Raw genomic sequence first — 25,345 nt, forward strand, 5'->3', positions numbered from 1 at the left:
TTAAGCTCCAATCACTTTTTTGATGTTTTCAATATCTTCTGGTGTACCCGAATTTTCTACTTTATATAGAATTTCACAACCATAGTCATCACTGATTTTATCTGCGGCTTGACAATAAGCATCACCATAACCTGTATCACCAGAACAAACTACGCCTTGAATCAAGGTACCATTGGCCATTAAGAAGCTTTCTACTTCTGCAGGAACATCGCCATATCCATCTGTATATGTAAATAAGATGTATGGTTCATCCATGTTTTCAGATCCATCATCAATGCGAAGAGCATCGATACCTAACGAATTCACAATTTCTTCGACATTGCCAGTACGGCTTGCGTATGCATATTTCATATGGGTTACCTCCTTAATAGTTAGTCACTTCTAACTGCCTATAGTATATACCATGATGAGTTAGTTGCAAATAACTTTGTTGGAAAAAATTTATCTTATGATATACTGTTTCTGTTTGACAGGAGAGTGTTTTATGAAAGTAAAAGATATGACGAAGGGAAATGAATTAAAACTAATTATTTTGTTTTCTCTACCTTTAATGTTAGGAAATATATTTCAACAACTCTATACAGTGTGTGATACAATCATCGTTTCAAGACATTTAGGCGTTAAGGCGTTAGCGGCTATTGGATGTTGTGATTGGCTTACTTGGATGGGAATAGCTGTAGTAACTGGGCTTGCCCAAGGTTTTTCAATTACTGTATCTCATGCATTTGGTACACATGATAAGAGTAATGTTCAAAAGTGTATTTCTGCTTTAGTTGTCAATGCGATCATATCGACTGTAGTTTTATTAGCTATTATTTATCCATTATTACCAAGAATTCTTGTGCTATTAAAGACGCCGGTTGACATTATGGATCGTGCATTGGCTTATACACACGTAATTTATATTGGTTTATTTGCGACTATGTTCTACAATGCGTTGGCAAGTATTTTACGTGCTTTTGGAAATTCAAAAACACCATTGCATGCCATGATCATTGCCAGTATTTGTAATCTTGGTTTAGATGTATTGTTTGTCATGGGACTTGAGTGGGGCATTATTGGAGCAGGTGTTGCAACAGTGATTGCACAAATTCTAGCTGGATGTTTCTGTTTATATCATGTATTAAAGTTAAAGGAATATATGCCAAATTCAATTTGTAGAGATTTGTCGTATTATATGAACCAGTTTAGACTGGGTATTCCTATGGCTTTACAGAATGTTTTAATTGCGATTGGTGGCATGGTTTTAACAAGTGCTGTAAATCGATATGGAACATATTTTCTTGCAGGTTTTACGGCTATGAATAAATTATATGGAGTGCTTGAAATTTCGGCTGTTTCTTATGGATATGCCATGGTTACATATACGGGACAAAATTATGGTGCAAAAAGATATGATCGTATTAAGAGCGGTGTAAAAAAAGTTGTGTTACTATCTTTAGCCACTTCCATTTTGATTTCTATAATACTATGGTTCTTTGGGCCATTCTTCCTTTCTTGTTTTATTTCAAATACAAGCCAAGGAGCTAAAGAGGCGATGACATACGGATTAACTTTCTTAAGATGTTTAACCATTTTCCTTCCAATTTTATATATGTTGCACGCATATCGCTCTACAATTCAAGGTTTATCGAATGCTTTTATTCCGATGGTGTCGGGATTATTTGAATTAATGATGCGAATTTCAGGCGCTTTAGTTTTACCTATCTTTTTTGGTAAATCTGGATTATATCCGGTAGAAGTATTGGCGTGGGTTGGTGCTGTTGTCATTTTGATTCCGAGTTATTATCATATGGAAAGAAATTTTCAAAATGTTTCAGAAAACAGTTGACAAACTATTTCATAGAGAATAAAATACGTACATACATAAGGCAAAGGCGCTTATAGTTCATGAAATATATGGACTGTAAATGCCTTTTTTCTTTGTGTAAGGGTTCAAATACTGGTAATATCGGGGATGGAAAAATCTTTGTCTATGATGTTGTTGATGTTGTTCGTATTTCAACATCTACTCGTGGTAAAGATGCATTAAAATATGAAGAATAATATATATCTTGGCTTGTAAAATTGCTTTTTTCTCTTATTCATTACAAGCCATAAGAAAAGGATCGAATTTAATATCGATCCTTTTCAGTTTAATAAATCTGTATCAAATACATCATCATTTAATTCTTCATCAATCATTTCAAAAAGCAGTTCTTCAATGTCTTTACCATTTTCTAATTCTTCAAATAGATCGGGTCTTTCATAGAACATTTTATTAAAGAAAAATCCAGAAACCAACTGATCGTTTTGTTCATCTAAAGAACGATGTTCATCTTCTTCTACCCAAGGTCCATCGTTTTTAGCTTCAAGTATATGAATGCGCTCTAATTCGATTTCTTTATTATTTAGTTCTTCATTGATGAGTTTTCCTGTCACTGGAAAGTATTCATCCGTTTCAGAATCGAAGAATGATAGTAAGAACATGTCATTTTTTTCTAAACATAAATCGGCAATAGAACACATCTTCATTTCTTCCATTGAATAATCAACCCCTTCGCAATTGATCATGAAGTCGTAGCTGCAAACAATATCTAAACTAGACATCACAAAATAGGTCATATCTGCTAAAGGTAGTCTTTTAGGGAATACAATTGTTCTTGTGATATCATCCAATTGAAATTGAATGGTACAAACTTGAAATCTTTCTTTTAAATAGTTCGTTTTTTCTTCAATACAAAGCTTTATACCTTCTTCAAAAGAGTAATCATGGAATTCAGAATCAATATCTAATAATTCATGTAAGTATTGATTGGCAATTTCATGAAGTAAGATAAATTGGTATTTGTCATCTTCTGGTGCATATTTGAATAATTCATTTAATGCAGGTACTAATTTCTTATTGTTTGTGATTGCGTCCATTGTCATTTCCATCATGGAATCCATTTGTTTTTGTAGTTTCTTTTTCATTTCATTACTCCATATCCATATGTTTTAACATATTAAATATATCATCGATTTCCTCTAAATCATCTTCAACTAAAGGAATATCTAATTTCTCACAAATAAAATCAAGCCAGTTTAGAATGTATGGATTTCTAGCATATATATGTTTAGGTTTACCAAAATGTTCGATTGCACCCAAGAAATTATTCATAATGACTTCATAATCCTCTTGATCTGGGTGAATTAAATCAAAGTGTAAAATTTGATCATTTCTTAAATCAAATACAATATATGCCAATGGATTAATAGGTCTTTCAAAACCTGCATCATTTGTAGGTACCATCATATAATCCATGTCGATCGCAAGTTCTAAATCACTAGGTTTGACGGTTTTAAAATGTTCAATTAAATTTGCGTCATTGATATAGATTGTATTGTATCTATCAGGTTCTATTGGTCTTGGCACTGTGTATGAGAACCAGTTGTCTTCTTCATCTTTTTGTGTATATAAAATATCTCCTTGTTGAAATATAGATTCTTGATATTCTTCATGTTTTAATGTTTCAATTAATCCTTTATAAGTTTCAATCAACATTTTAACTTCACCATAGTTTGGTAGACTGGGGAAACTTTTCTTCTCAAAAGTCTTAAAATAGATCCAATTCCCATTTCCACGAAATCGTAGACCGAGTTGTTTAATGATAGAATACATATCATCATCCACCTCATCACGATTTCCCCAATAACAAGTAATGCAGTTTTGATCAGACATCACAAATGTTGCAGGTACGTTATAGTCGTCATTGCTGATTTGACAAAAATCACTATATCCTTCCATGCCACGATAGACACTGATACCTGTGCAAGTGCCACCTTTACCCATAATTGATACGAAGTTGGGTTCTTCATTTTTCTTTGTTTCTACCGCAATTAAATCCATGTCCCAATAAGTGTTCCATGGCTTTAATTTGGTGATTTCGATAGCTAAATCATATAGTTCTTTCCATTGCTCTAATGTTGCTTGTGTTGCCATAATAATTCCTCAACTTTATTATATTAATAGTAACATTGAAGGACATGAAACTCAATTATGATTCTTTGACGATTTTTCCGGTTATATGTTCAGGAACGAGTTCAAAACATTGTACGCTAGGACCTGAATATTTTAATTCATGATCAATATAATCTTGATCATCGGTAAATTTTAAACAGAGTTGCGTACATATTTCTTTGATTTTATCTGGATCATTTACAGTATGAATTTTTCCAAATACAATTACACTCTGATAATGAATAGCCCATTCACCATCTTTCTTAAAACCTTTATCCATGACGCAAAAGCTAGCTTTATCGCATTGTTTTAAACAATCCATCTTGTGTCCTTCTTTAGCCCCATGAAAATAAATGTTTCCAGTCTTTTCATCATACCAATGTGTGATAGGAAAACCATAGGGATATCCCGTATCACTGATTAAAGATAATACTCCATGTGGTTCATTGGTAAGTATTTCAATACATTTTTCTTGGCTTAATTGTTGTTTAAATCTTCGCATTGTCTTAAACATAGGTATCTCCTTTAATGAAAAAGGGTGTAAATTGAATTACACCTCTATAGATTCGAATTCATGAATTCAATGATTCCGGCTTCCACTTCATTTTTGATTTCTGCATAATTATGAATTTCATGACGATAACCAGAATACAATTTAGTAGTGACATGATGTCCAGTTTCAACAAGCCAGTTGCTGACTTGACAAACTCCAAGACCATATTCACCAACTGGATCTTGATCACCGGCAATATTGTAAATAGGTAATTCGGTTGGTACTTTTTTGGCCCATTGTGTTCCTTCAATCACAAGCATCATTTGGATAAAATCATAAATCGAACGATTACTTGTAGGTCTTGTGAAGGCATCAAAAGGATCTTTCGCATGATCAATTTGCACATATGGATCGTGGCAAATCCATTCATTTCCAATTTGAACTTCACCACAACGTTCGCACATCCAGCCCATAAGTGAGCTAACAATATTAGGATCCGACTCTTCACCGTGTCCTGCATCAATGATTTCTTTCAATTTTTCTTTAACTTCTTTAGCACCACGGAAAATGCCTGTTGTACCACAAATGGTTGCACCATTTAATTCATTTCCGTATTTCGCAATAAAATCTCTTGTGATAAATGAACCCATACTGTGACCAAATAAGAAGTAAGGTAAATTTGGATATTTCTCACATACAATTTTCTTCAATGTGTGTTCATCTTCCATCATGGTGTGACATCCTTTGTCTCCCCAGTCACCCCAGACATTATTTACCATTGCGGTTTTTCCATGACCTACATGATCATCAGCTGCGACAATGTAACCAGCATCTAGAAAAGCCGATATCATATGAATATAGCGCCTTGAGTGTTCGCCAAATCCATGAATCAATTGAACAATTCCATTCGGTTTGCAGGCAGGAACATAAATCCAGCCTTGCACTTGATCACGTTCATTATATGATGTAAAAGATACTTCGTGTAACATACAATAATCCTCCTTTTCTTTGTGTAATGTTAACTCGTACTATATCTGTTTTTATTATACTCCTACAAAAAAACTATGTCATTTAGCTGACATAGTCTTTTTCATGAATTTATAAACAATGTACGCAAGAATAATACCTGCAAGAATATCCGTTGGATAATGTACGCCTACATAGAGTCTAGAAAAGGCAACAAGAATTGCGAGTATGATGATTAGAATACTGTATTTTTTGGGAAGACCATCATACACCATAAAGGCACAAATAAAGGCAGATGCGGTGTGTCCAGATGGAAATGAATAATCACTAGGTTTATCTACTAATGGAACAAGTTCATTAAACGCATCAAAGGGTCTAGGTCTTTGAAATATGAGTTTTAATACAATGAATAATACAGTACAAATTAAAAAGGCAATGATTGTTTCTTTTGCGAGTTTTCGAGTTTGGCTATTTTTCTTAAACATATAAATTAATACGACTACTAAAATTGCATATAAAAAATATTCGTTTGTGATCAAAGTGAAGAATGGTGTTAATATATAGTTTCGTATATTTTCTTGTATAAATAATAAAATTTGAATATCCATGGAAATTTTCCTTTCGTTAGGAGTATTATACATATATACAGATAGGAAGTGAAGCTATGCGACTAGAAAGAATGAGTTGGAAAGATTGTGAAGAATATTTTAAGGATCATGATATGGTGATTTTGACAACGGGAAGTACAGAAAATCATGGAATCCATAATCCATTAGGAACAGATACAATGATTCCTAATAAGATTTTAGAGCTTGTAGAAAAACAAAGTGATGTATTAATTGCACCAACATTGCCTTATGGGGATGCGGATTTTCATACAGAATATACAGGTACAATATCGATTGGCAGTGACTTATTAGAAATGGTTATGGAAAGAATCAGTGATCGATTGTATGATTGTGGTGCTAGACATTTTGTGTTCTTAAATGGTCATGGAGGAAATAGTCATGCACTAAGTAAAGTGTGTCGTCATTTATATAAAAAGGGTGCAGTAGGTACAATTTTTGATTGGTGGACCATCGCCGGAAAAATCAATCCCAAATGGGCTGGAGGCCATGGTGCAGGTCAGGAAACGGCAGCTATATTGTATGTGGATGAAAGTCTAGTTCAAAAAGATAAGATAGAAGATTCAAATTTAAATCAGTTTACATCTGAATTAACAGCTTCCAATGCTCAAACGGTAAACTTTAAAGGCGTGGATATTCCTGTTCCTAGAAGCAATCGCTTAAGTAGTGATAATGGTTGGTTTGGTAAGGATCATCCTAAATATGCAACATATGAATGGGGTAAAGAGATGGTTGAGGCTACGGCTGATTTTCTTGTGGAATACATGAAAGAATTTCAAAAGATGTAGTAATTCATTAAAAGTTGAACTATAATAAACATACAAATAGGGGACAAATATCTTTTGTCTCTTTTCTTTTCGTATGGAGGCTTTAATGGAAATCATTATTTTAATATTATTATGCGTTGTGATTGTATGTTTAATTGTTTTGTTGATGCAAAATAAATTGAAAGAAGAAAAAAAGGTAAATTCGGATTCATTGATTCTTCAAAAGAATTTTGAATATCTTTTAAAGCAAGTACAGGATGTACAGAAGAATCAGGCTACATCTAAAATGAGTTTGAATCAAATGGAAGACTATTTGTATCGTATGAATCAAGTTATGACAAATACGAAACTTCGAGGAAATTGGGGAGAATATCAATTGGATATGCTTCTAAGTGTATATTGTGGTCAAAATCCATCCATTTATTCTATGCAGTATACTCTGCCTAATGGTAAAATTGCGGATTGCGCTTTTCATTTGCCGGCTACGAATAAAGTGTTATGTATTGATTCAAAGTTTCCGATGGAAAACTATTTGAATCTTCAAGAGGATATGGATACATATTTAAGACCTTTTAAAATGAATATGAAAAAACATATTGATGATGTCGCTAATAAATACATCACTATGGATACAATGCCTTATGCCTTATTGTTTGTGCCTAGTGAAGCTATTTATCAATTTGTATGCGCAAAATGCGATGATCTATTCACATATGCCCTTCAAAAACATGTGATGTTAGTATCTCCGACAACACTTGTGGCAGAAGTGATGACCTTATTATCAAGTACAAAAGATTTTTATAGGACAAGTCATATGGAAGAGATAGAAAGAAATATATTATTGCTTCAAGAAGATGCGAATCGTCTTGTAGAAAGAAGTATAAAGGCAGAAAAGACCTTGGAAACTTTGACAACACAATTTCATGCGGTTTCTATTTCTGCACAAAAGTTATCGAGTCGAATGACGAAGATGGGAGAAGACAAATGATTAGTACATTAAAAGGAAATATATCTTTATTGGATTTTGATTTGATTGTGGATCCAACAAATCAACAAGTTTTACCAATGCAAGGGGTAAGCTCACAAATATTTCATCAAGCAGGAAGTGAAATGATGAAGGCATGTCAAGAATTGAATGGTTTAGAAGTAGGAAAAGCTAAAATGACAGAATCTTTTAATTTACCATGTAGAGCTGTTATTCATACGTGTGGACCACGCTATATTGATGGAGCACATAATGAAGATGAATATTTGGCAGCTTGTTACTGGAATAGTATGGCATTAGCTTATGATTATATGCGCAAAAATGATATGGAATCGATTAATATTGCTTTTCCATGTATTTCTACAGGTATCAATGCATATCCAAATCATGAGGCTTGCTTAGTTGCAATTCGAACAGTGAAACGCTTGATGAATAAATTTCCAGAAACAAAGGTAATTCATGTATGTTTTGTTTGCGATAAGACAGAAGATTATATGCTATATAAAGAGGCACTTAGATTACGATGAAATCCATGGTTGATTTATCTCATGAATTTTTAAAGCCAGCCCTTCATAAACAAGCAATATGTGTAGATGCTACATTAGGGCAGGGAAAAGATACAGATTTCTTTTTGTCTCAGAATGTACGTATAGTTTATGGCTTCGAAATTCAAAGGGATGTTTTTGAAAGTACAAAAGAACGATTGGATGATCAAAGAACTTGTTTCTATAATGTTGGACATGAACATATGGAAGAATATATTCATGAAGAAGTGGATGCGATTCTCTTTAATTTTGGTTATTTTCCTAAAGGAGATCTTAAAATTACAACCCAATCTTCCTCAAGTGTAAGTGCTGTCAGACAAGCTTTAAACCTTTTAAAAGTAAAAGGAAGAATGGCACTTGTGATGTATCCACATGATACGGGTAAAGAAGAGGCGATTTGTGTAGAAGAGTTTTTAAAAACACAAACAACGATTCAGGTACAGAAGGTGCAGAATTTATTGGTGGATCATTGTCCATATCTATTATTAATTGAGAAAAGAAGATGATTTAGGTACTGTATATAGGTACCTTTTTCTGTTAAAATCATATAGTGAATTTTGAAATGAAGGAGTATATATGGAAGAAATAAAAGATAAAGATTATTCATTAGAAGCGGTTCCAGAAAGTGCAAGAAAAGGGTTTCGAAGTATGTTTTTTGTCATGCTTGGATTTACTTTCTTTTCTGCAAGTATGAGTGTAGGAGCAAAACTAGGAAATGGTTTGGATTTTAAAGAATTTGTTTTAGCGTGTGTCATAGGAGGTATTATTTTATCTATTTATTGTGGAATATTAGCCTATATAGGATCTGACACAGGACTAACAATGGATTTGCTTTGTCGAAAAGCTTTTGGTAAGAAAGGTTCTTATTTATCAAGCTTAGTTCTAGGGTTTACACAAATTGGATGGTTTGGCGTTGGTGTAGCGATGTTTTCAATTCCAACAGCACAACTTTTAGGCATCAATGAATGGGTATTGACAATTGCAGCTGGATTATTGATGACTTTGACAGCTGCTACAGGTATGAAGGCATTAGAAGTCGTAAGTACGATATCTGTTCCTTTAATTGTTGTATTGGGTGTCTATTCAATGGTTACCGCCACGACTGATGGTGGTGGTCTTGTGTCTGTGTTTGCACAATCGGCTGGAAAAATCAGTGTGTTTACAGGAATTGGATATGTGATTGGTTCCTTTATTTCTGGAGGGACAGCGACACCGAATTTTATTCGGTTTGCGAAGAATAATAAAATTGCGGTTTGGACAACTGTTATTGCGTTTTTCTTTGGTAATACATTAATGTTTTGTTTCGGTGCAATTGGAGGTGCATTTACAGGTGCTGATGACATTTTCTATGTCATGATTGCACAAGGCTTGGCCATTCCTGCTATTATTGTTTTAGGAGCTAATATTTGGACAACAAATAATAACGCTCTTTATACAGGTGGTCTTGCGATTAGTAATATCACAAATATCCAAATGAAAATAACAACATGGATTGCAGGAATTATCGGTACTATCTTATCTATTTGGTTGTATTACAATTTTACAGGTTGGCTTAACATACTGAATTGTGTGTTGCCACCAATCGGAATTATTGTCATTTTGGATTTCTTTATGAAAAGAAAAAAATATAAAGATAATATGGATGTAGGTGATTTTAATAGTTTCAATATTGTTGGTGTTATTGTTGGGGCTATTGTTGCGAATGTCCTTGCTTGGGGAATTGCAGCGGTAAATGCGATGATAGTTGCAGCCATATGTTATTTTATTGGATATGTAAGAAAGAAAGAGGCATAAAATGTTAATAAAAAATGCATGTATTGAAAATAATGAAGAATTAAAGTGTATCCGAATTGAAGATGGAAAATTCAAAGAAATCAAAAAGGATTTAGAGCCATATGCACAAGAAGAAGTGATCGATCTAGAAGGGAAACTTATTCTTCCACCTTTTGTGGAATCTCATGTTCATCTAGATACTTGTTTGACAGCTGGTCAACCACATTGGAATATGTCGGGAACTCTATTTGAAGGTATTGAGCGTTGGGAAGAACGTAAGGAGTTTTTAACAAAAAAAGATGTGATGGATCGTGTAAACAAAGTCATTCGTATGCAGGCAAGTCATGGTGTTCAACATGTTCGTACGCATGTAGATATCAATGATCCAAATTTAACGGCTTTAGAAGCTATCTTGGAATTGAGAGAAGAAGTGAAGGATTTCATGGACATTCAAATTGTTGCTTTTCCTCAATATGGAATTTTGAGTTATCCAAAAGGAAAAGAATTGTTGGAAACAGCTTTGAAATTGGGGGCAGATGCAGCTGGAGCTATTCCTCACTTTGAATTTACGCGTGAATATTCGGTCGAATCTTTAAAAATTTGTTTTGAATTAGCTCAAAAGTATGGAAAGCTAATTGATATTCATTGCGATGAAATTGATGATGAAGCTAGTCGTGGACTTGAAACAGTGGCTACACTTGCTTATGAAACTGGCATGAAAGATCAAGTAACGGCCAGCCATACAACGGCTATGCATTCGTATAATAATGCTTATATGATTCGATTAATGCGTATTTTAAAAATGTCAAACATAAATTTCGTGGCTAATCCATGTGTAAATGTTCATTTAGGAGGTCGTGCAGATACATATCCTAAGCGTCGTGGATTAACACGAGTTAAGGAATTAACAGAAGCTGGATGTAATGTTTCTTTTGGAACGGATGATATTTTTGATCCTTGGAATCCAATGGGAAGTGGAAATATGCGTGATCCTGTGTATATGGGAATCTATACTGGACATATGATGGGATATGAAGAAATTTTAAATTCATATAAATTTGTAACGACAAATGCAGCCAAAACTTTGCATTTAGGGGATAGCTATGGAATTCAAGAAGGAAATCCGGCAAGTTTTGTCGTGATGGATGCTAAAAATTACCATGAAGCTTTAAATTTGGATGCGCCAGTATTAAAATCTTACAAAGATGGAAAATTGATCGCATCTTGTACACCGGCAACACGAAAAATTCTATTTTAAAAGGTCCATAAGGACCTTTTTGTGTTTATTTACTTTGTAGCATAAAATAATAGACTTCAGGAGTCGACATAAAACGAAGATTTACATGTGTGCAGCCAACACCAGATGAAATGATATATGGAAAGGAAAGCTTTTTAGCATGAGAGCGATTTAATGATTTTGCGCCATCTATTGTTTTATATCCTCCTAAAATAGGGAATGTGATTTGTGTCCCATGCGAGTGTCCACATAATGCTAAGGATATGGATTTTGTGGATAAATCTTCATTTATTAATGTATCTGGCATATGTGTAACTAACAAGTTATATTGTGCATCTGCTGTAGAAATTTTACTTGGATCTGGTGTATTTGATAATGCACTTAATGTAATGCCATCTTTCTTTTGATTTGTCAGAAGAATTGTTTCGTTTTCTAAGATTTCAAATTGGGATTGATTCAATATGGAACGAACAACATTGCTATTTGCTTCATCCTTTTCTCCTAGCACACAAAACTTACCTAATGGCGCGGTGATTTTTGATAATTTACTAGTAATATAATCAATGTCTTCTTGATTCATTTGGCATGTTTCATCAAATAGATCTCCACCAAAAATAATGATGTCTGGATCTAAATGTTCGATTTTATCAAAGAGCTTATTAGCTCTTTTTTTGTTTTCAAACTTGCCATACTGCAGATCTGTGAAATAAACGATAGAGACATCGTTCATGGATTCAGGAATTTTAGAATCTTGTAATGTTTTGTATTGCACGTTTAATTTATCAGGTTCTAGATTTTTTGCGATAGTTAAAGATGAAGCCATACTAAGGACAACCGCAAATAATATAGTGATAATGATAAACATTTGTTTCTGAAACTTTGTCATGGCATTATTTTAACATAAAAAAGAAAAGACATCACTAGGATGCCTTTGTAACTCTTGGTTTTCTTCCGTGGAAATTTTTACGATTCTTCTGAAGTTCTTCCATTGTTTGTTTTGAATTCAAAATAACTGGAATCACGATAGGATTTCGATGTGTTTTCTTATATAAGAATGGTTCTAATGTAGAGCGTACACAGTTTTTGATTTCAGAGAAAGTTGTTTTTTCTTTCATCTTTTCTTGAAGTGAATTATTTACAATATATTCAGCTTCTTTGATCAATCCCTGAGAATCTTTAATAAAGATAAATCCACGTGATACGATAACGGGTCTCATTAAGATTTTATTTTCTTTAGAGTCAATAGCTAAAATAACGGCAACTAAACCATTGTCAGCTAAAATACGACGATCTTTTAATACAGCAGTGGATAGTCCGGAAATATCATTTCCATCTACATAGATATCATCGCCTTGGTATCGCCAATCACTTTGTAGTACTTTGTGATCTCTTAAAATAAGGATATCACCGTTTGCACATACAAAGATGTTATCTTTTGGAATACCAGTTTCCATAGCCGTTTGTCTATGTTGCATCAACATCTTATATTCACCATGAACTGGCATAAAATATGTTGGACGTACAAGTTGCAACATTAGTTTTTGTTCTTCTTTTGAAGCGTGCCCCGTTGTATGCAAGTTATTTAAAATAGATTTTGTGAGTACTGTAGCTCCGGATCTAAACAGGTTATCAATAACACGATTGACACTTGATTGGTTTCCTGGAATTGGATTACTTGAGAATACGATTGTATCACCTGGTTTTAAGTGAATAAAACGATGTGTTCCATTTGCGATTCTTGATAGAGCTGCAAGTGGTTCACCTTGGCTTCCTGTACAGATAATACATACTTTATCATCTGGTGTATAAGCAAGTTCTTCAGGACTTAAAAAGTCTGAATTTTTAACTTTGATTGTACCCATTTTTCTTCCAATATCCACAACGTTTTCCATACTACGTCCAAATACAATAACTTTTCTACCAAATTTAGTAGCAGCCTCAATAATTTGGGCAACACGATGTACGTTAGATGCGAATGTAGCAACAATTAGACGTTGTTTTGTTTTACGCATGATATCTTGGATTTCATTAGCAACTTTTCTTTCTGAAATAGAGAAATCTTCAACACCAGAGTTTGTAGAATCAGACATCAATAAATCTGGTTTTGTAACTCCAATGAAAGCCATTTTTTGGTAGTCTGCATTTGTCCCTACAGGTGTTAAGTCAAATTTAAAGTCACCTGTATGGACAATAGATCCATTAGGACATGTGATATGTACACCTAAAGAATCTGGGATTGAGTGGATGGTATTGAAAAAACCAACTTTAAAATATTTTGTGGTAATGCTTGAGTTTTCATCGATTTCTATAATTTTTGTTTTTTCTAGTCCTTTATGTTCACTTAACTTTTTAAGAATCAAAGCCTTTGCGAAACGAGGTGCATAGATTGCATCAATTTGGACTTGTTTTAATAAAAATGGAATTCCTCCAATATGGTCCTCGTGACCATGGGTAATTACTAAAAACTTTCTTTTTTTGTTCATGCGAATCAAATGATGATAATCAGGAATAACATAATCTACACCTAGTAAGTCATCACCTGGAAACAAAACGCCACAATCTACGATACAGATTTCATTTTCGTGTTCGTAGCAATACATATTTTTACCAACTTCACCTAAGCCTCCTAAGGCATAGATCAAAGTATCACCTTTTTCAACGTGATTTTTTGCATGATATGGTTTTTTGTTCGATGCATGCCCAAACGTATGTTCTTGTGTTTTTGGCATATTCGACCTCTTTCTATAAATTAATGACTCTATTTTTATTATAGCAAAGCTATGCAATTTAAAAAAGCAGAAGCTTAAATGACTTCTGCCTCATCATCGCTTTTCCAAGGATTATTGGCATCAATATGATCATAGAAAAGTGTACCTGACAAGTGATCGATTTCGTGTTGAAGGCAAATCGCAAAATAGCCTTCTGCAGATATAGTAACATTTTTATCTTGAATTAAATCATAACCACGAACTTTGATTCTTGCATGACGGAAAACATGACCTGGATGTTCGCCTTTTACAGATAAACAACCTTCTCCGTTATCTAAATATGCATTTTGTACAGATTCAGAAATGATTTTTGGATTGGCTAATGCAACTTCATCTACACCATCTTCATATGGAACCACAACTGCAATCATTTGTTTTAAAACACCAACTTGAACAGCTGCAATACCAACAGCAGGTTGTAGTCCTTCTTCTTGTGAAAGTTTATCATCTTGTGAATTGCGTACATAATCTAGCATAGCCTGTAAAAGTTCTCTATCTTCATTAGACAAAGGTAATGTAACAGGTTCACTGCGCATGCGAATTCTTTCATCTGTATCTAAAATAATATCTTTGCTTGTTATTTTCATAGTAATCATCCTCGAATGTATTCTATAGCATTTTCGAATTATTGACAAATGATTTTTGAAAATATGATAAAATAGAATTTATGATAGGGGGATTTTCATGTCCAAACAAAAAAAGAGGGAAAAATCATCGCTTTTGGCATTAGATCCAAAGTGTGATAAATATATCAATTGGGCGGTTATGCTTCTTTTGTTGATTGGTACATTCACAATAGTTTCAACTAATGTTGGTAAAACTACATATGCGCCGGATATTGTAAAAACAGTAGTTTTTAAGCAGTGTGTATTTATGATTTGTGGATATATTGCGATGTTATTTATGAATAAAATGTTTCGCTTTGGTTGGTATTCAGCGCTAGAAATACTTATTATTCCAATTTGTTTGTTTATAATGGTGCTTCCGTTCGCATTTCCGGAAATTGGGGGAAGTCATGCATGGATACAGATTGGGAGTATATCTTTGCAGCCAAGTGAATTCGCAAAACCATTCATTATTATTATATGTGCTACATGTCTATATCGTGCAAAGAAGAAAACATCTATGTTAAAAGATAAGGGTAAACTTTTTAAAAGAGCATGGATCGTATTTATTTGTATCTGTATTATTATATTTTGTCAAAAAGATATAGGAACATTAGTTATTATTAGCTTTACTTTTTTGTCTTGTATTATGATTCCTAAATATCCTGTTTTGCAACATATGCAACGTAGACTTAAATTCCTAGTGTATGCAGTAATTATCGCAGTTGTTGCTTTATTTGGATTCACAAATATTGGATCTGAAGTCTTAAAAAGTACACCGTTTGCACATATTGCAGTACGAGTTGAGAACTTTAAAGATCCATATACTGATGTATATGGAGATGGATATCAGCCTGCCAATTCTTTATATGGAATCGCAAGTTCAAATATTGTTGGAAAAGGTATTGGAAACTCAGCACGTAAATATGGATATTTAACGCAGGCAGACAACGATTATATCTTGGCTGTATTGATAGAAGAAACAGGCGTTTTTGGCTTGTTAGGAATTGTTATTTTATATGGAATTATTGAATATCGCTTGTTTTATTATGCATTCAAAACGAGTGAAGATATGTATAAGGTTATATTAGGAGGAACTGGAGTTTACTTATTTATGCATTTTTTCTTAAATGCAGGGGGAGTTGCTTGTCTGATTCCTTTTACAGGTGTTCCATTATTATTTATTAGTAGTGGAGGAACCAGCGTGATATCTATTATGCTAACGATGGGGTTGGCACAAAATTGTATTTGTTCAATCAGACGAAAGGAGATGGATCGTTTATCATGAGAATAGTGGCAGGAAAATATGGTTCTAGATCATTAAAAAGTCCTAAAAATGATGCGACTAGACCGACACAAGATAAAATTAAAGGTGCAATTTTTTCGAGTTTAGGAAATTTATTTGATGGTGGTAATTTTTTGGATTGTTATAGTGGAACTGGAAATATGGGTTTAGAAGCTGTAAGTCGTGGCATGAATCATGCAACTTTAGTGGATAATAATAAAGGAGCTGTTTCTGTGATTAAGGAGAACGTTAAAAGTTTAAAGGCAGAAAAAGAAACAAAAATTATTTGTGGGAATATCTTTAGTGTATTGGATCGTCTTACATTGCAATATGATGTGGTTTATATTGATCCACCTTACGCAAAACAGGAGAATGAAAAATTGATTCAAAAATTAGATGATTTAAATATTGTGAAATCAGATGGAATTATTGTTGTGGAAAGCCTTGAAGAAGAGATTTGGCCAGAAAGAATGGCTTCCTTTACAAAATATAAAGAAAAGACATATGGTATTACGCGTATTTCTTATTATCAAAAGGAGAATGAAGAATGAAAGTAGCGGCATTTTGTGGAACGTTTGACCCAGTTACTTATGGGCATTTAGATATTATTGAAAGAGCTAGTAAATTATTTGATGAATTGGTTGTATTTATTTCTCCAAATTCAGATAAGAATAATGAATTTACTGAGGAAAGAAGATTAAAATGGTTGAATGAATCGACAAAACATTTATCGAATGTAACATGTAAAATTCAATCTGGATTAGTAGTAGAGGCTTGTAAAAGTGTAAATGCTACTGTGCTGGTACGTGGAATTCGAAATGGAGTGGATTGTACATACGAGCAAAATATGGCGTTTATGAATGCAAGATTGGATGAGAATATTGAAACAGTTTGTTTGTTTACGCGACCTGAATACAGTTTGTATTCAAGTTCAAACGTACGAGAACTCTTTAAATATGGACAGGATATTGCTGGCTTTGTCCCAGCTTGTGTATTAGAAGATCTTAAAAAAGGAGAAGAATAAAATGGAAAAGTTTATTGATTGGTTAAAGGCGAATGGATATAAATATAAAAATGAGGATATTTATTTAGAGGCATGTACACACTCTTCTTATGCCAATGAACATCATCGTGAAATGGATGATAATGAACGACTTGAATTTATTGGGGATTCTGTTTTACAAATTTGGAGTGCGACTCAGCTTTTCTTGATGAAACCAAAAATGCGTGAAGGACAAATGACTACGCTTCGCGCACAGACAGTTTGTGAATCTACACTAGCTGTATTAAATAGACAATTAGGCTGGTATGAATTCTTGCGTCTAGGTGTAGGTGAAGAAAAAACAGGTGGCAGAAATAGAGAAAGTATTTTAGCTGATCAGTTTGAAGCATGTATTGGAGCTATTTATATTGATCAAGGATATCATGTATGCGATGAAATTTTGACAAAATACATGAAGCCAGTGTTCAAACAAGAAAAAAGTGAAGCTGTTACAGACTATAAAACACACTTACAAGAAGTGATTCAGGCGGATTCTAGAAAAACAATTCAATATAAATTATTAGAGGAAACAGGCCCAAGTAATGCGCCTACATTTACGATGGGGGTTTATTTAGATGATATTTTATTAGGTCAAGGAACGAGCAGCACAAAGAAAAAAGCAGAACAAAAAGCCGCTAAGGATGCTTTTGAAAAGATGGCTAAATAAAATGGAAGTATTTGAAAAATTATTGGATTCGGAATTATATTCTTATTTTAAAAATGCTTCATTTTATGAAAACCCCGTCTTTCATACGGCACATAAAACAGTTGATTTTTATATAGAATTTGAAAATGTAATTCCTTTAGATGTTTATGAACGGATCATCACAAAACTTCAGCTTGCTTTACATGCACATGTAAAGTTGCATATTCATTCTAAAAATAATGCGGTAGAAATGGATGAATTAGATCGTTATGTGAATCACTTTGTAGAAAAGTATAGTGATGTTAAAGATTTTCGTTTTCTTCATCCTTATTTAGAAAATGATACAATTTGTTTTTCTACACGAGATGAGGCTAGACTTTCAGCATTAAATTTGGCTTTGCCTAATTTAATTAAAAAATTAAAAGAGGTAGGGATTAATCAGGAAATTGTATGTAAAAAAGTAGAGGATGATATTGCGATTGAAACGGCAAAAGTTCAGGTTGTTGCAACACCTGTTAAACAAGAGTCGGTGAAGAAACAATATTCATCTTCGAATAGTTATAAAAAAGAATCGGCTACAACATATAAGATTGCGGATTTACAAGTTGGTTTTTCAAATGTACAAATTGAAGGACATATTTTTGACATTGATAATCGTGTGATGAAAAGTGGCAAAACATTGCAGATGTTATATATCAGTGATTATGATGATGCAATCGTTGCTAAACGTTTTGAAGGGGCTAGATGTCCCATTGAGGAAATTCAGGCTGTAAAAAAAGGTATGCATGTTGTTTTAACTGGAGAAGTTGTTTATGATTCATTTTCTAAGTGTGATTCTTTTATGGTACGTAAGCTTGAAATCACGCAAGAAAAGAGAAGAGAGGATCATGCCAAGGTGAAAAGAACAGAGTGGCATGTACACTCTAATTTTTCTGAAATGGATGGTGTTTGTGCTATCGAAGAATTTATTCAACAAGCCTATGATTGGGGAATGGATTCTATCGGTGTGTGTGATCACCAGGTTGTACAAGCTTTTCCAATGGCACAACATAAGATTGAGGCTTTGGTCAAACAAGATCCGAATCGTGAATTCAAAATGTTGTATGGATGTGAAATGTTAGTGGCAGACTCTAAATATCATATTGTCTACAATAATGATCATCGAAGATTAGAAGACGCAACTTTTGTCGTATTTGACTTAGAGACAACCGGTTTATCTAACACTCGTGATGAAATCATTGAGTTTGGTGGTGTGAAAATCAAAAATCGTGAAGAAATAGGTCGTCTTCAAATGTTTATCAATCCGAAACGAACAATTCCTGCACATATTTCAAATTTAACACATATTACTCAAAATGATGTGGATCGTGCAAAACCAATTGAAGATGCATTAGATGAATTGTTAGAATTTATTGGAGATTCCATTTTAGTAGCGCACAATGCAACCTTTGATGTTGGCTTTATGAATGCAGCATGTCGAAAAACAGGTCGTGATGAACTAACAAATCCAGTGATCGATACCTTACCACTATCGTATGCAATGCTTCCGGATGATCAAAAGCGTTTTAATTTAGGAAGTGTATGTCGTCATTATCGTGTGAGTTATGATGGTGAAGGAGCTCACCGTGCCGATTATGATGCGGATGTGCTTTCACAAGTCATGTATAATATGATGAATCAGTTAGGTCATGAAGCTACATTAGATACATTGGTTGATATGGAGGTGGGATGTGAAAAGTATTCTTCAAAAAAACCTTATGAAAGAAATCGTCCATATCATATGACTGTATACGCAAAGAATAAGGATGGCCTAAAAGAGCTATTTGAATTGATTACTTTATCACATACGCAATATTTGGTAAGTATGGGTAAAGAAAATGGTCAGCCTCGTATTATTAAGGAAGAAATCTCAAAGAAATGGGATAATGGAAACTTATTGATTGGTTCATCTTGCCAAAATGGTGAGATTTTTGAATTGGCTCATACAAGAAGTAAAAAAGAATTGTTTGCAGCCATGAGCTATTATGATTATATTGAACTTCAGCCATTGGACTGTTATAAGAATTTATTGGATCGTGGAAGTATTACGGATGTAGATGATTTAAAATGGTATCTACAATTTATTTATGATACCGCAAAAGAAGCTGGTAAGATGGTCATCGCTTCAAGTGATGCGCATTATGTAAACCCAAATGAGAAACGTCTTCGAGATGTGTATATCAATGCCAAGGCAATTGGTAATGCAAGGCACCCACTATATATTTATAATAAGCAATTGCGCAAAGCTACGAGCAATCCAAATCAGCATTTGTTGACAACAGATGAAATGCTGAAGGCATTTGAATGGATGGGTGAAGATGTAGCATATGAAATTGTCGTAGAAAATACGAATAAATTAAAATTATTAACAGAACCAATCTTTCCAATCAAAGATAAATTGTATCCACCTGATATTGAAGGTTCAGACCAAAAATTGCGTGATATTTGTTTTGAAACAGCTCACCAATGGTATGGAAAAGATTTGCCAGACATTGTTGAAAAGCGTTTAACACGTGAATTAGATAGTATCATTGGTCATGGTTACTATGTAGTTTATTATATTTCACACTTACTTGTGAAAAAGAGCAATGATGATGGATATCTAGTAGGTTCACGTGGATCTGTAGGTTCTAGTTTTGTTGCGACAATGTCGAATATCACAGAAGTAAATCCATTAACACCTCATTATGTATGTAAGAATTGCCAGCATTATGAATTCTTAGATGGAGATGAAGCTAAGTCTGGTTTTGATTTACCCGATAAGGTTTGTCCAGTATGTGGAGAAATCATGCGTGGAGATGGTCAAGATATTCCGTTTGAAACATTCTTAGGTTTTGAGGGGGATAAAGTTCCCGATATCGATTTGAACTTTTCAGGTGAATATCAGCCAAATGCCCATGCATACACTAAAGAAGTATTTGGAGATGATCACGTCTTTAGAGCGGGTACTGTAGGTACTGTACAGGAAAAAACGGCATATGGATATGTCAAAGGATATGAGGAAGAAATGGAATGTGAGCCTTTTAATGAGGCAAAGCGTGTAGATTTGGCCAAGGGTTGTGAAGGTGTCAAAAGAACGACAGGTCAGCACCCAGGTGGTATTGTCGTTGTACCTTTGGATATGGATGTGCATGATTTTACGCCAGTTCAATATCCGGCAAACAATCCAAATGCGACTTGGAAGACAACGCATTTTGATTTCCATCAGATTCATGATAATATCTTAAAATTTGATATTTTAGGTCATGTCGATCCTACAGCTATGAAAATGTTGGAAAGAATTACAGGGGTAAATGTTCGTCAGATTCCAATGAATGATCAGGCGACTATGGCTATATTCTCAACGACAGAATCACTGAAAATCGATACGACAAAATATAATGAAGTGACTGGAGCAGCTGGTATTCCTGAGTTTGGTACACCATTTGTTCGTGGCATTCTTGAACTTACAAAACCGACAACCTTTGCGGAATTGGTTACTATTTCTGGTTTATCTCATGGTACGGATGTCTGGCTTGGAAATGCCAAAGATTTGATTGATAATGGCACTTGTAAGTTGAATGAAGTTATTGGTTGTCGTGATGATATCATGGTTGATTTGATGGGTTATGGTGTTAAGCCAAAATTATCGTTTACGATTATGGAAAGTGTTCGTAAGGGTAAAGGCTTAAAAGATGAATGGGTTACTGAAATGAAGGCGAACAATGTACCGGAATGGTTTATTGATTCTTGTACAAAAATCAAGTACATGTTCCCTAAGGCTCATGCGGTTGCCTATGTTATGATGGCTGTACGTATTGCGTGGTTTAAGGTGCATATGCCAGTACATTATTATTGTATGTATTTTAGTATTCGTTGTGATGCCTATGATGTGCAGACAATGATTCAAGGTGAGGCTGCCATTCGTCAAAGAATGGCGGATATCAAGCATATGAAAGAGGATAAAACACAAAAGCCAAGTGATAAAGAATTGGCGATTTATGATACGCTAGAACTTGCTTTAGAAATGGTTTTACGTGGCTTTAGATTCTCAAATATTAGTATTAATCGTAGTGCAGCCACCGAATTTATTGTGGATCCAGATGATCCAAAAGCAATTATTCCGCCTTTTACAAGTATTGATGGTTTGGGTTCAAACGTAGGCTTATCTGTTGTAAAGGCTAGAGAAGAAAAACCATTCCTTTCCAAGGAAGATGTATTAAAGCGTACACAGCTTTCAAAAACTTTAGTTGAAAAGTTAGCTGAAATGAATGCTTTAGAGGGATTGGATGAAGAAAATCAAATGACACTGTTTTAGGCAGTGTCTTTTTTAGTGTATTTGTAAATTTTTACATATATGTAGTTATATGATAAAATATTTACACTATTGGAGGAGAGTTATGAAAAAGAAAGGATATAATATAACACTTGGTATTTTTATTGGCTTGATTGCAGGTGTTATTGTTGGAATTATTATGCCGGAATGGGCAAATACCGCATTGAGCGTTGTTGCTTCCATTTATATGTCGGCATTAAAAATGATGATTTTCCCACTTGTATTTACAAGCTTAGTGATGGGAATTATTGGAATTGGGGATATTGCCAAAACAGGTAAAGTTGGTTTACATGCCTTATTATGGTATACAGGTACAACAGCTTTGGCATCTGGTTTAGGATTGGTTTTACCTCGTATGTTACATTTGGGTAAGAATGCGCATATTGTAGCAACTAAGACGCAAGTAGAAGCTGCAACATTTAATGGTTTGTTGGATACTTTACAGAATATTATTCCTTCAAATCCAGTAGAAGCTTTCGCAACAGGAAATATGCTTCAAGTTCTTGCGTTTGCCGTGATTATTGGCCTTGCATGTTTGGCTATCAAGGAAAAAGCGGATCCATTTATTAATTTGTGTGATTCGATTTATCAAATTTCTATTTATATTATTAGTAAAATTATGTATGTGACTCCATTTGGAGTATTCGCATGTATTGCGACAGTTATGTATTCAAATGGTGTGGATACAATGCTTCAATTAGGGCAAGTATTATTGGCTTTATATATTACGTTCTATTTATATGCATTTATTATTTATGGTGGTATGGTTAAATTCTTTGGAAAATACAATCCAATTCAATTTTTTAAAGATATTGCACCAGCAGGATTGAATGCGTTTGGAACTTGTTCAAGTAGTGCTACGATTCCCATTTCATTAAAGTGTGCTTCAGAAAAGATTGGTATTCCAGAAGAAATCACATCTTTAACTTTACCTTTAGGAGCAACGATCAATATGGATGCCGTTTCGATTTTGATGTCATTTATGATTACATTCTTTGCGACAGCTTTAGGTATTGATTTAAGTATTGGAACAATGGTGACTGTCCTTGCTTGTAACGTATTGTTAAGTATTGGTACTCCAGGTGTTCCTGGTGGTGCGATTGCTGCTTTTGCGGCTTTGTGTCCAATTGCAGGAATTCCAACAAATCAAATTTTAGGTGTTTATATTTCAGTAAATACTTTGTGTGACATGGGAGCTACTTGTGTGAATGTCATTGGTGACTTGGCTTGTTCAACAGTTTTGAAACAGACTTTGCATTTTGATAAGAAGAAATAAATGAAGCCAAATAAAACAATCAGTGAATTTAAAGAGTTTATCGCCAAAGGCAATGTGATGAATATGGCTGTGGGAAAATCGTTACTTCCTTGGTAAATGATATATTGATGCCGATTGTGGATTTCTTAATTGTAGCGGCATGTATATTTGCAACATTGAAGTTTTTAGCGCATTTTAAAAAGACAACGAATGATCAACTTGATCAGGAAGAACCTAAAAAAGATGACACTGTTGTCTTATTAGAAGAGATTCGTGATTTATTAAAGAAGATAGATAAAGTAAATTAAATATGTAACCAACAAGAGTATACCGGCTTTTTTGTCGAGTGCTCTTGTTTTTTTAGTGCAAATATAAAGGACAAAACCAATCAGTATTGCGACAAAGGAATCAATAATAAAGTGGGATTCAAAAGGTACAGGTGTAATAAGTGCACTTGATCCTACGACAAATAAGATATTAAAGATATTAGATCCAATGATGTTTCCAATCGCAATGTCGGCATTGCCTTTTCTTGCAGCCGTTACAGAAGTAACAAGTTCTGGTAATGAAGTTCCTAAGGCAACGATTGTTAGGCCGATAAATCTTTGACTGACACCTAGTGAAATGGCAATGTTTGTGGCTGCATCTACCGCAAAGTTACTTCCAACCATTAAACATACAAGTCCGAGTGGAATAAATAATGGGTTTGTTTGTTTGATTTCAGTTTCTTCCATTTGATTCTTAAACATTTTAAAAATGTAGTATAAGTAACCAAGAAAGAATAACCACATAATAATTCCATCTAAACGAGAAATAGTTGTGTTGATACCTAATAATATCAATACAAGTGTTACAAGTATCATAAATGGCATTTCATATTTGATTGTACTATTTTGAATGTGTAAAGGACGAATGAGTGCTGTAATGCCAAGAATAATTCCTACATTTAAAATATTACTTCCAACAACATTTCCAATCGTAATGGCAGCATTGGATTTTAAAGCGGCTGTTATAGAAACAAAAGCTTCTGGTAGACTCGTTCCCATCGCAACGATAGTAAGTCCAATGATGAGTTGGGGTATGCCAAAGCGTGATGCGATACTGCTTGCTCCATCGACAAACCAATCGGCTCCTTTGAGTAGTAGAATAAATCCTAATACTAATAAAATTATGTTCATATAGTTCCTCCTGGACCAGATAAAATAAAAAGACTCTGGTCTTATGTACCAAAGTCTTGCCATTTCATCACAGTCCGGATTTAATATCGTATTGACGAAGCTGTAAACACATATTTGTGCAGGCTACTCCCTTTATGGGCTTATTATACATATTTTGGTTAATAAATTCTATATTTAATTGTAAAAATATCTTAACAAATGCAAGTTTTCTCGAAAAACCTCTTTTTATTTCGTATTAGATATGGGAGTTGAGTAAATCACATGAATAAAACTAAAGATAAAATAATGAAGGAGTTTTTAGAAAACAATGCCTATTTTGTCGACTTCTTTAATGGAGAAAGAGTTCTTAAACCTGAAAACTGTATGGAACTTGATTCAGAGATGAATGATTCGAATATGGATCTAGAAAAGCATGTGGATGTGATTCGTAAGTATAATGATAGAAATCTTTATAGTGCATTCATTATTGAAAATCAAAGTTATGTGGATGCTTCAATGGTTGTAAGAGCGGCAGCATATGAGTTTGTAGCGTATGACAGAATGTTAAAGAAGAATAGGAATAATAAGAAACTACCCATGGTGCACATTCTGGTATTCTATACAGGCGAAAGGCCTTGGAATGCAGCTAGACAGCTTTCTGAGTTAGTCGAGGTGGATGAAAGGTTTGAATCCTATTTCCATGACTACCAAATGAATCTGATTGAAATCACAGGGAATACTTCATATAATTTTAATGAAGAAGACGTACATAATCTATTCTACATATGTCGAAGTATTTATGATCAGTCTATTTATGAAGGAACGATCAATGGCTTTGGGCTTGTGAAAAGCAGTGTGTTAA

The 25,345-nt window shown here is 33.9% G+C and carries 27 protein-coding genes; 17 read left to right on the forward strand and 10 right to left on the reverse strand.

Features of this window, described 5'->3' with window-relative positions:
* Nucleotides 1–351 carry a class Ib ribonucleoside-diphosphate reductase assembly flavoprotein NrdI gene (gene nrdI, locus Q3907_RS01480; protein ID WP_003865572.1) on the reverse strand — a complete coding sequence of 117 codons (351 nt, stop codon included), beginning with the start codon at nucleotides 349–351 and terminating at the stop codon, nucleotides 1–3.
* A 133-nt stretch (nucleotides 352–484) separates the two neighbouring features.
* Here nrdI and Q3907_RS01485 point away from each other — a divergent pair, with 133 nt between their 5' ends.
* A complete protein-coding gene (locus Q3907_RS01485; protein WP_301896883.1) occupies nucleotides 485–1,831 on the forward strand; it encodes an MATE family efflux transporter in 1,347 nt (448 codons plus the stop codon).
* 92 nt (nucleotides 1,832–1,923) lie between these two features.
* Nucleotides 1,924–2,046 carry a P-II family nitrogen regulator gene (locus Q3907_RS01490; RefSeq protein ID WP_366558665.1) on the forward strand — a complete coding sequence of 41 codons (123 nt, stop codon included), beginning with the start codon at nucleotides 1,924–1,926 and terminating at the stop codon, nucleotides 2,044–2,046.
* A gap of 84 nt (nucleotides 2,047–2,130) precedes the next feature.
* Here the strand turns inward: Q3907_RS01490 and Q3907_RS01495 are convergent, their stop codons facing one another.
* The 5 genes from Q3907_RS01495 to Q3907_RS01515 all read right to left on the reverse strand — a co-directional run bounded on the left by Q3907_RS01495 (nucleotide 2,131) and on the right by Q3907_RS01515 (nucleotide 6,046).
* Nucleotides 2,131–2,952 carry a hypothetical protein gene (locus Q3907_RS01495; RefSeq protein ID WP_301896884.1) on the reverse strand — a complete coding sequence of 274 codons (822 nt, stop codon included), beginning with the start codon at nucleotides 2,950–2,952 and terminating at the stop codon, nucleotides 2,131–2,133.
* Nucleotides 2,953–2,956: 4 nt separating this feature from the next.
* A complete protein-coding gene (locus Q3907_RS01500) occupies nucleotides 2,957–3,961 on the reverse strand; it encodes a hypothetical protein (RefSeq protein WP_301896885.1) in 1,005 nt (334 codons plus the stop codon).
* A 55-nt stretch (nucleotides 3,962–4,016) separates the two neighbouring features.
* Nucleotides 4,017–4,493: a pyridoxamine 5'-phosphate oxidase family protein gene (locus tag Q3907_RS01505; protein ID WP_301896887.1), complete on the reverse strand. Its 477-nt coding sequence runs from the start codon at nucleotides 4,491–4,493 to the stop codon at nucleotides 4,017–4,019.
* A gap of 44 nt (nucleotides 4,494–4,537) precedes the next feature.
* A complete protein-coding gene (locus Q3907_RS01510; protein WP_301896888.1) occupies nucleotides 4,538–5,461 on the reverse strand; it encodes an alpha/beta fold hydrolase in 924 nt (307 codons plus the stop codon).
* Between the two features lie 78 nt (nucleotides 5,462–5,539).
* On the reverse strand, nucleotides 5,540–6,046 hold the full coding sequence (locus tag Q3907_RS01515) for a phosphatase PAP2 family protein (RefSeq protein ID WP_295644408.1): 507 nt from the start codon (nucleotides 6,044–6,046) through the stop codon (nucleotides 5,540–5,542).
* 56 nt (nucleotides 6,047–6,102) lie between these two features.
* Between Q3907_RS01515 and Q3907_RS01520 the strand changes: the two genes are divergently transcribed.
* From Q3907_RS01520 to codA, 6 genes are all read left to right on the forward strand, one after another.
* A complete protein-coding gene (locus tag Q3907_RS01520) occupies nucleotides 6,103–6,852 on the forward strand; it encodes a creatininase family protein (RefSeq protein WP_301896889.1) in 750 nt (249 codons plus the stop codon).
* A gap of 85 nt (nucleotides 6,853–6,937) precedes the next feature.
* A complete protein-coding gene (gene rmuC / locus Q3907_RS01525; RefSeq protein WP_301896890.1) occupies nucleotides 6,938–7,819 on the forward strand; it encodes a DNA recombination protein RmuC in 882 nt (293 codons plus the stop codon).
* The gene (locus Q3907_RS01530; protein WP_295644415.1) at nucleotides 7,816–8,343 is read left to right on the forward strand and encodes a macro domain-containing protein; all 528 of its coding nucleotides are present in this window, start codon (nucleotides 7,816–7,818) and stop codon (nucleotides 8,341–8,343) included. The genes rmuC and Q3907_RS01530 overlap by 4 nt, the downstream gene beginning before the upstream one ends.
* Complete coding sequence (locus Q3907_RS01535) at nucleotides 8,340–8,867, forward strand: class I SAM-dependent methyltransferase (RefSeq protein WP_301896891.1); 528 nt, start codon at nucleotides 8,340–8,342, stop codon at nucleotides 8,865–8,867. Before Q3907_RS01530 ends, Q3907_RS01535 begins: the two co-directional genes overlap by 4 nt.
* A gap of 70 nt (nucleotides 8,868–8,937) precedes the next feature.
* Entirely contained in the window at nucleotides 8,938–10,155 is a 1,218-nt protein-coding gene (gene codB, locus Q3907_RS01540) for a cytosine permease (protein WP_301896892.1), read from the forward strand.
* A 1-nt stretch (nucleotide 10,156) separates the two neighbouring features.
* Nucleotides 10,157–11,392, forward strand: a complete 1,236-nt coding sequence (codA, locus tag Q3907_RS01545; protein ID WP_301896894.1) for a cytosine deaminase — start codon at nucleotides 10,157–10,159, stop codon at nucleotides 11,390–11,392.
* A 25-nt stretch (nucleotides 11,393–11,417) separates the two neighbouring features.
* Here the strand turns inward: codA and Q3907_RS01550 are convergent, their stop codons facing one another.
* The 3 genes from Q3907_RS01550 to def form a co-directional block, all read right to left on the reverse strand.
* Nucleotides 11,418–12,257 carry a metallophosphoesterase gene (locus Q3907_RS01550; RefSeq protein WP_295644423.1) on the reverse strand — a complete coding sequence of 280 codons (840 nt, stop codon included), beginning with the start codon at nucleotides 12,255–12,257 and terminating at the stop codon, nucleotides 11,418–11,420.
* A gap of 34 nt (nucleotides 12,258–12,291) precedes the next feature.
* On the reverse strand, nucleotides 12,292–14,100 hold the full coding sequence (locus Q3907_RS01555; RefSeq protein WP_301896896.1) for a ribonuclease J: 1,809 nt from the start codon (nucleotides 14,098–14,100) through the stop codon (nucleotides 12,292–12,294).
* Between the two features lie 74 nt (nucleotides 14,101–14,174).
* Nucleotides 14,175–14,726 carry a peptide deformylase gene (gene def / locus Q3907_RS01560; protein ID WP_301896897.1) on the reverse strand — a complete coding sequence of 184 codons (552 nt, stop codon included), beginning with the start codon at nucleotides 14,724–14,726 and terminating at the stop codon, nucleotides 14,175–14,177.
* A 97-nt stretch (nucleotides 14,727–14,823) separates the two neighbouring features.
* Here def and Q3907_RS01565 point away from each other — a divergent pair, with 97 nt between their 5' ends.
* The 8 genes from Q3907_RS01565 (at nucleotide 14,824) to Q3907_RS01595 (ending at nucleotide 23,634) form a co-directional block, all read left to right on the forward strand.
* The gene (locus tag Q3907_RS01565; RefSeq protein WP_295644425.1) at nucleotides 14,824–16,032 is read left to right on the forward strand and encodes an FtsW/RodA/SpoVE family cell cycle protein; all 1,209 of its coding nucleotides are present in this window, start codon (nucleotides 14,824–14,826) and stop codon (nucleotides 16,030–16,032) included.
* On the forward strand, nucleotides 16,029–16,580 hold the full coding sequence (gene rsmD, locus Q3907_RS01570) for a 16S rRNA (guanine(966)-N(2))-methyltransferase RsmD (protein ID WP_301896898.1): 552 nt from the start codon (nucleotides 16,029–16,031) through the stop codon (nucleotides 16,578–16,580). The genes Q3907_RS01565 and rsmD overlap by 4 nt, the downstream gene beginning before the upstream one ends.
* Nucleotides 16,577–17,053 (forward strand): pantetheine-phosphate adenylyltransferase, encoded by a 477-nt coding sequence (coaD, locus tag Q3907_RS01575; RefSeq protein WP_301896899.1) that lies wholly within the window; start codon nucleotides 16,577–16,579, stop codon nucleotides 17,051–17,053. The genes rsmD and coaD overlap by 4 nt, the downstream gene beginning before the upstream one ends.
* A 1-nt stretch (nucleotide 17,054) precedes the next feature.
* Nucleotides 17,055–17,738, forward strand: a complete 684-nt coding sequence (gene rnc / locus Q3907_RS01580; RefSeq protein ID WP_295644431.1) for a ribonuclease III — start codon at nucleotides 17,055–17,057, stop codon at nucleotides 17,736–17,738.
* Nucleotide 17,739: 1 nt separating this feature from the next.
* Entirely contained in the window at nucleotides 17,740–22,053 is a 4,314-nt protein-coding gene (locus Q3907_RS01585; protein WP_301896902.1) for a PolC-type DNA polymerase III, read from the forward strand.
* Between the two features lie 82 nt (nucleotides 22,054–22,135).
* Nucleotides 22,136–23,347, forward strand: a complete 1,212-nt coding sequence (locus Q3907_RS01590; RefSeq protein WP_301896903.1) for a dicarboxylate/amino acid:cation symporter — start codon at nucleotides 22,136–22,138, stop codon at nucleotides 23,345–23,347.
* Nucleotides 23,348–23,443 carry an MscL family protein gene (locus Q3907_RS10685; protein WP_337467288.1) on the forward strand — a complete coding sequence of 32 codons (96 nt, stop codon included), beginning with the start codon at nucleotides 23,348–23,350 and terminating at the stop codon, nucleotides 23,441–23,443. It abuts the gene before it with no gap.
* Nucleotides 23,437–23,634: an MscL family protein gene (locus Q3907_RS01595; RefSeq protein WP_301896905.1), complete on the forward strand. Its 198-nt coding sequence runs from the start codon at nucleotides 23,437–23,439 to the stop codon at nucleotides 23,632–23,634. The genes Q3907_RS10685 and Q3907_RS01595 overlap by 7 nt, the downstream gene beginning before the upstream one ends.
* On the opposite strand, the gene Q3907_RS01600 is transcribed toward Q3907_RS01595, so the two are convergent.
* Nucleotides 23,608–24,504: a calcium/sodium antiporter gene (locus Q3907_RS01600; protein WP_301896906.1), complete on the reverse strand. Its 897-nt coding sequence runs from the start codon at nucleotides 24,502–24,504 to the stop codon at nucleotides 23,608–23,610. The two genes, Q3907_RS01595 and Q3907_RS01600, sit on opposite strands and share 27 nt — an antisense overlap.
* A 261-nt stretch (nucleotides 24,505–24,765) precedes the next feature.
* Between Q3907_RS01600 and Q3907_RS01605 the strand changes: the two genes are divergently transcribed.
* Nucleotides 24,766–25,345, forward strand: a 580-nt coding sequence (locus Q3907_RS01605) for an Rpn family recombination-promoting nuclease/putative transposase (protein WP_301896907.1), incomplete at its 3' end; no start/stop codon positions are given.

It is taken from the genome of uncultured Holdemanella sp. (assembly GCF_958348295.1).
In the GTDB taxonomy this organism is placed as follows: Bacteria; Bacillota_I; Bacilli_A; order Erysipelotrichales; family Erysipelotrichaceae; genus Holdemanella.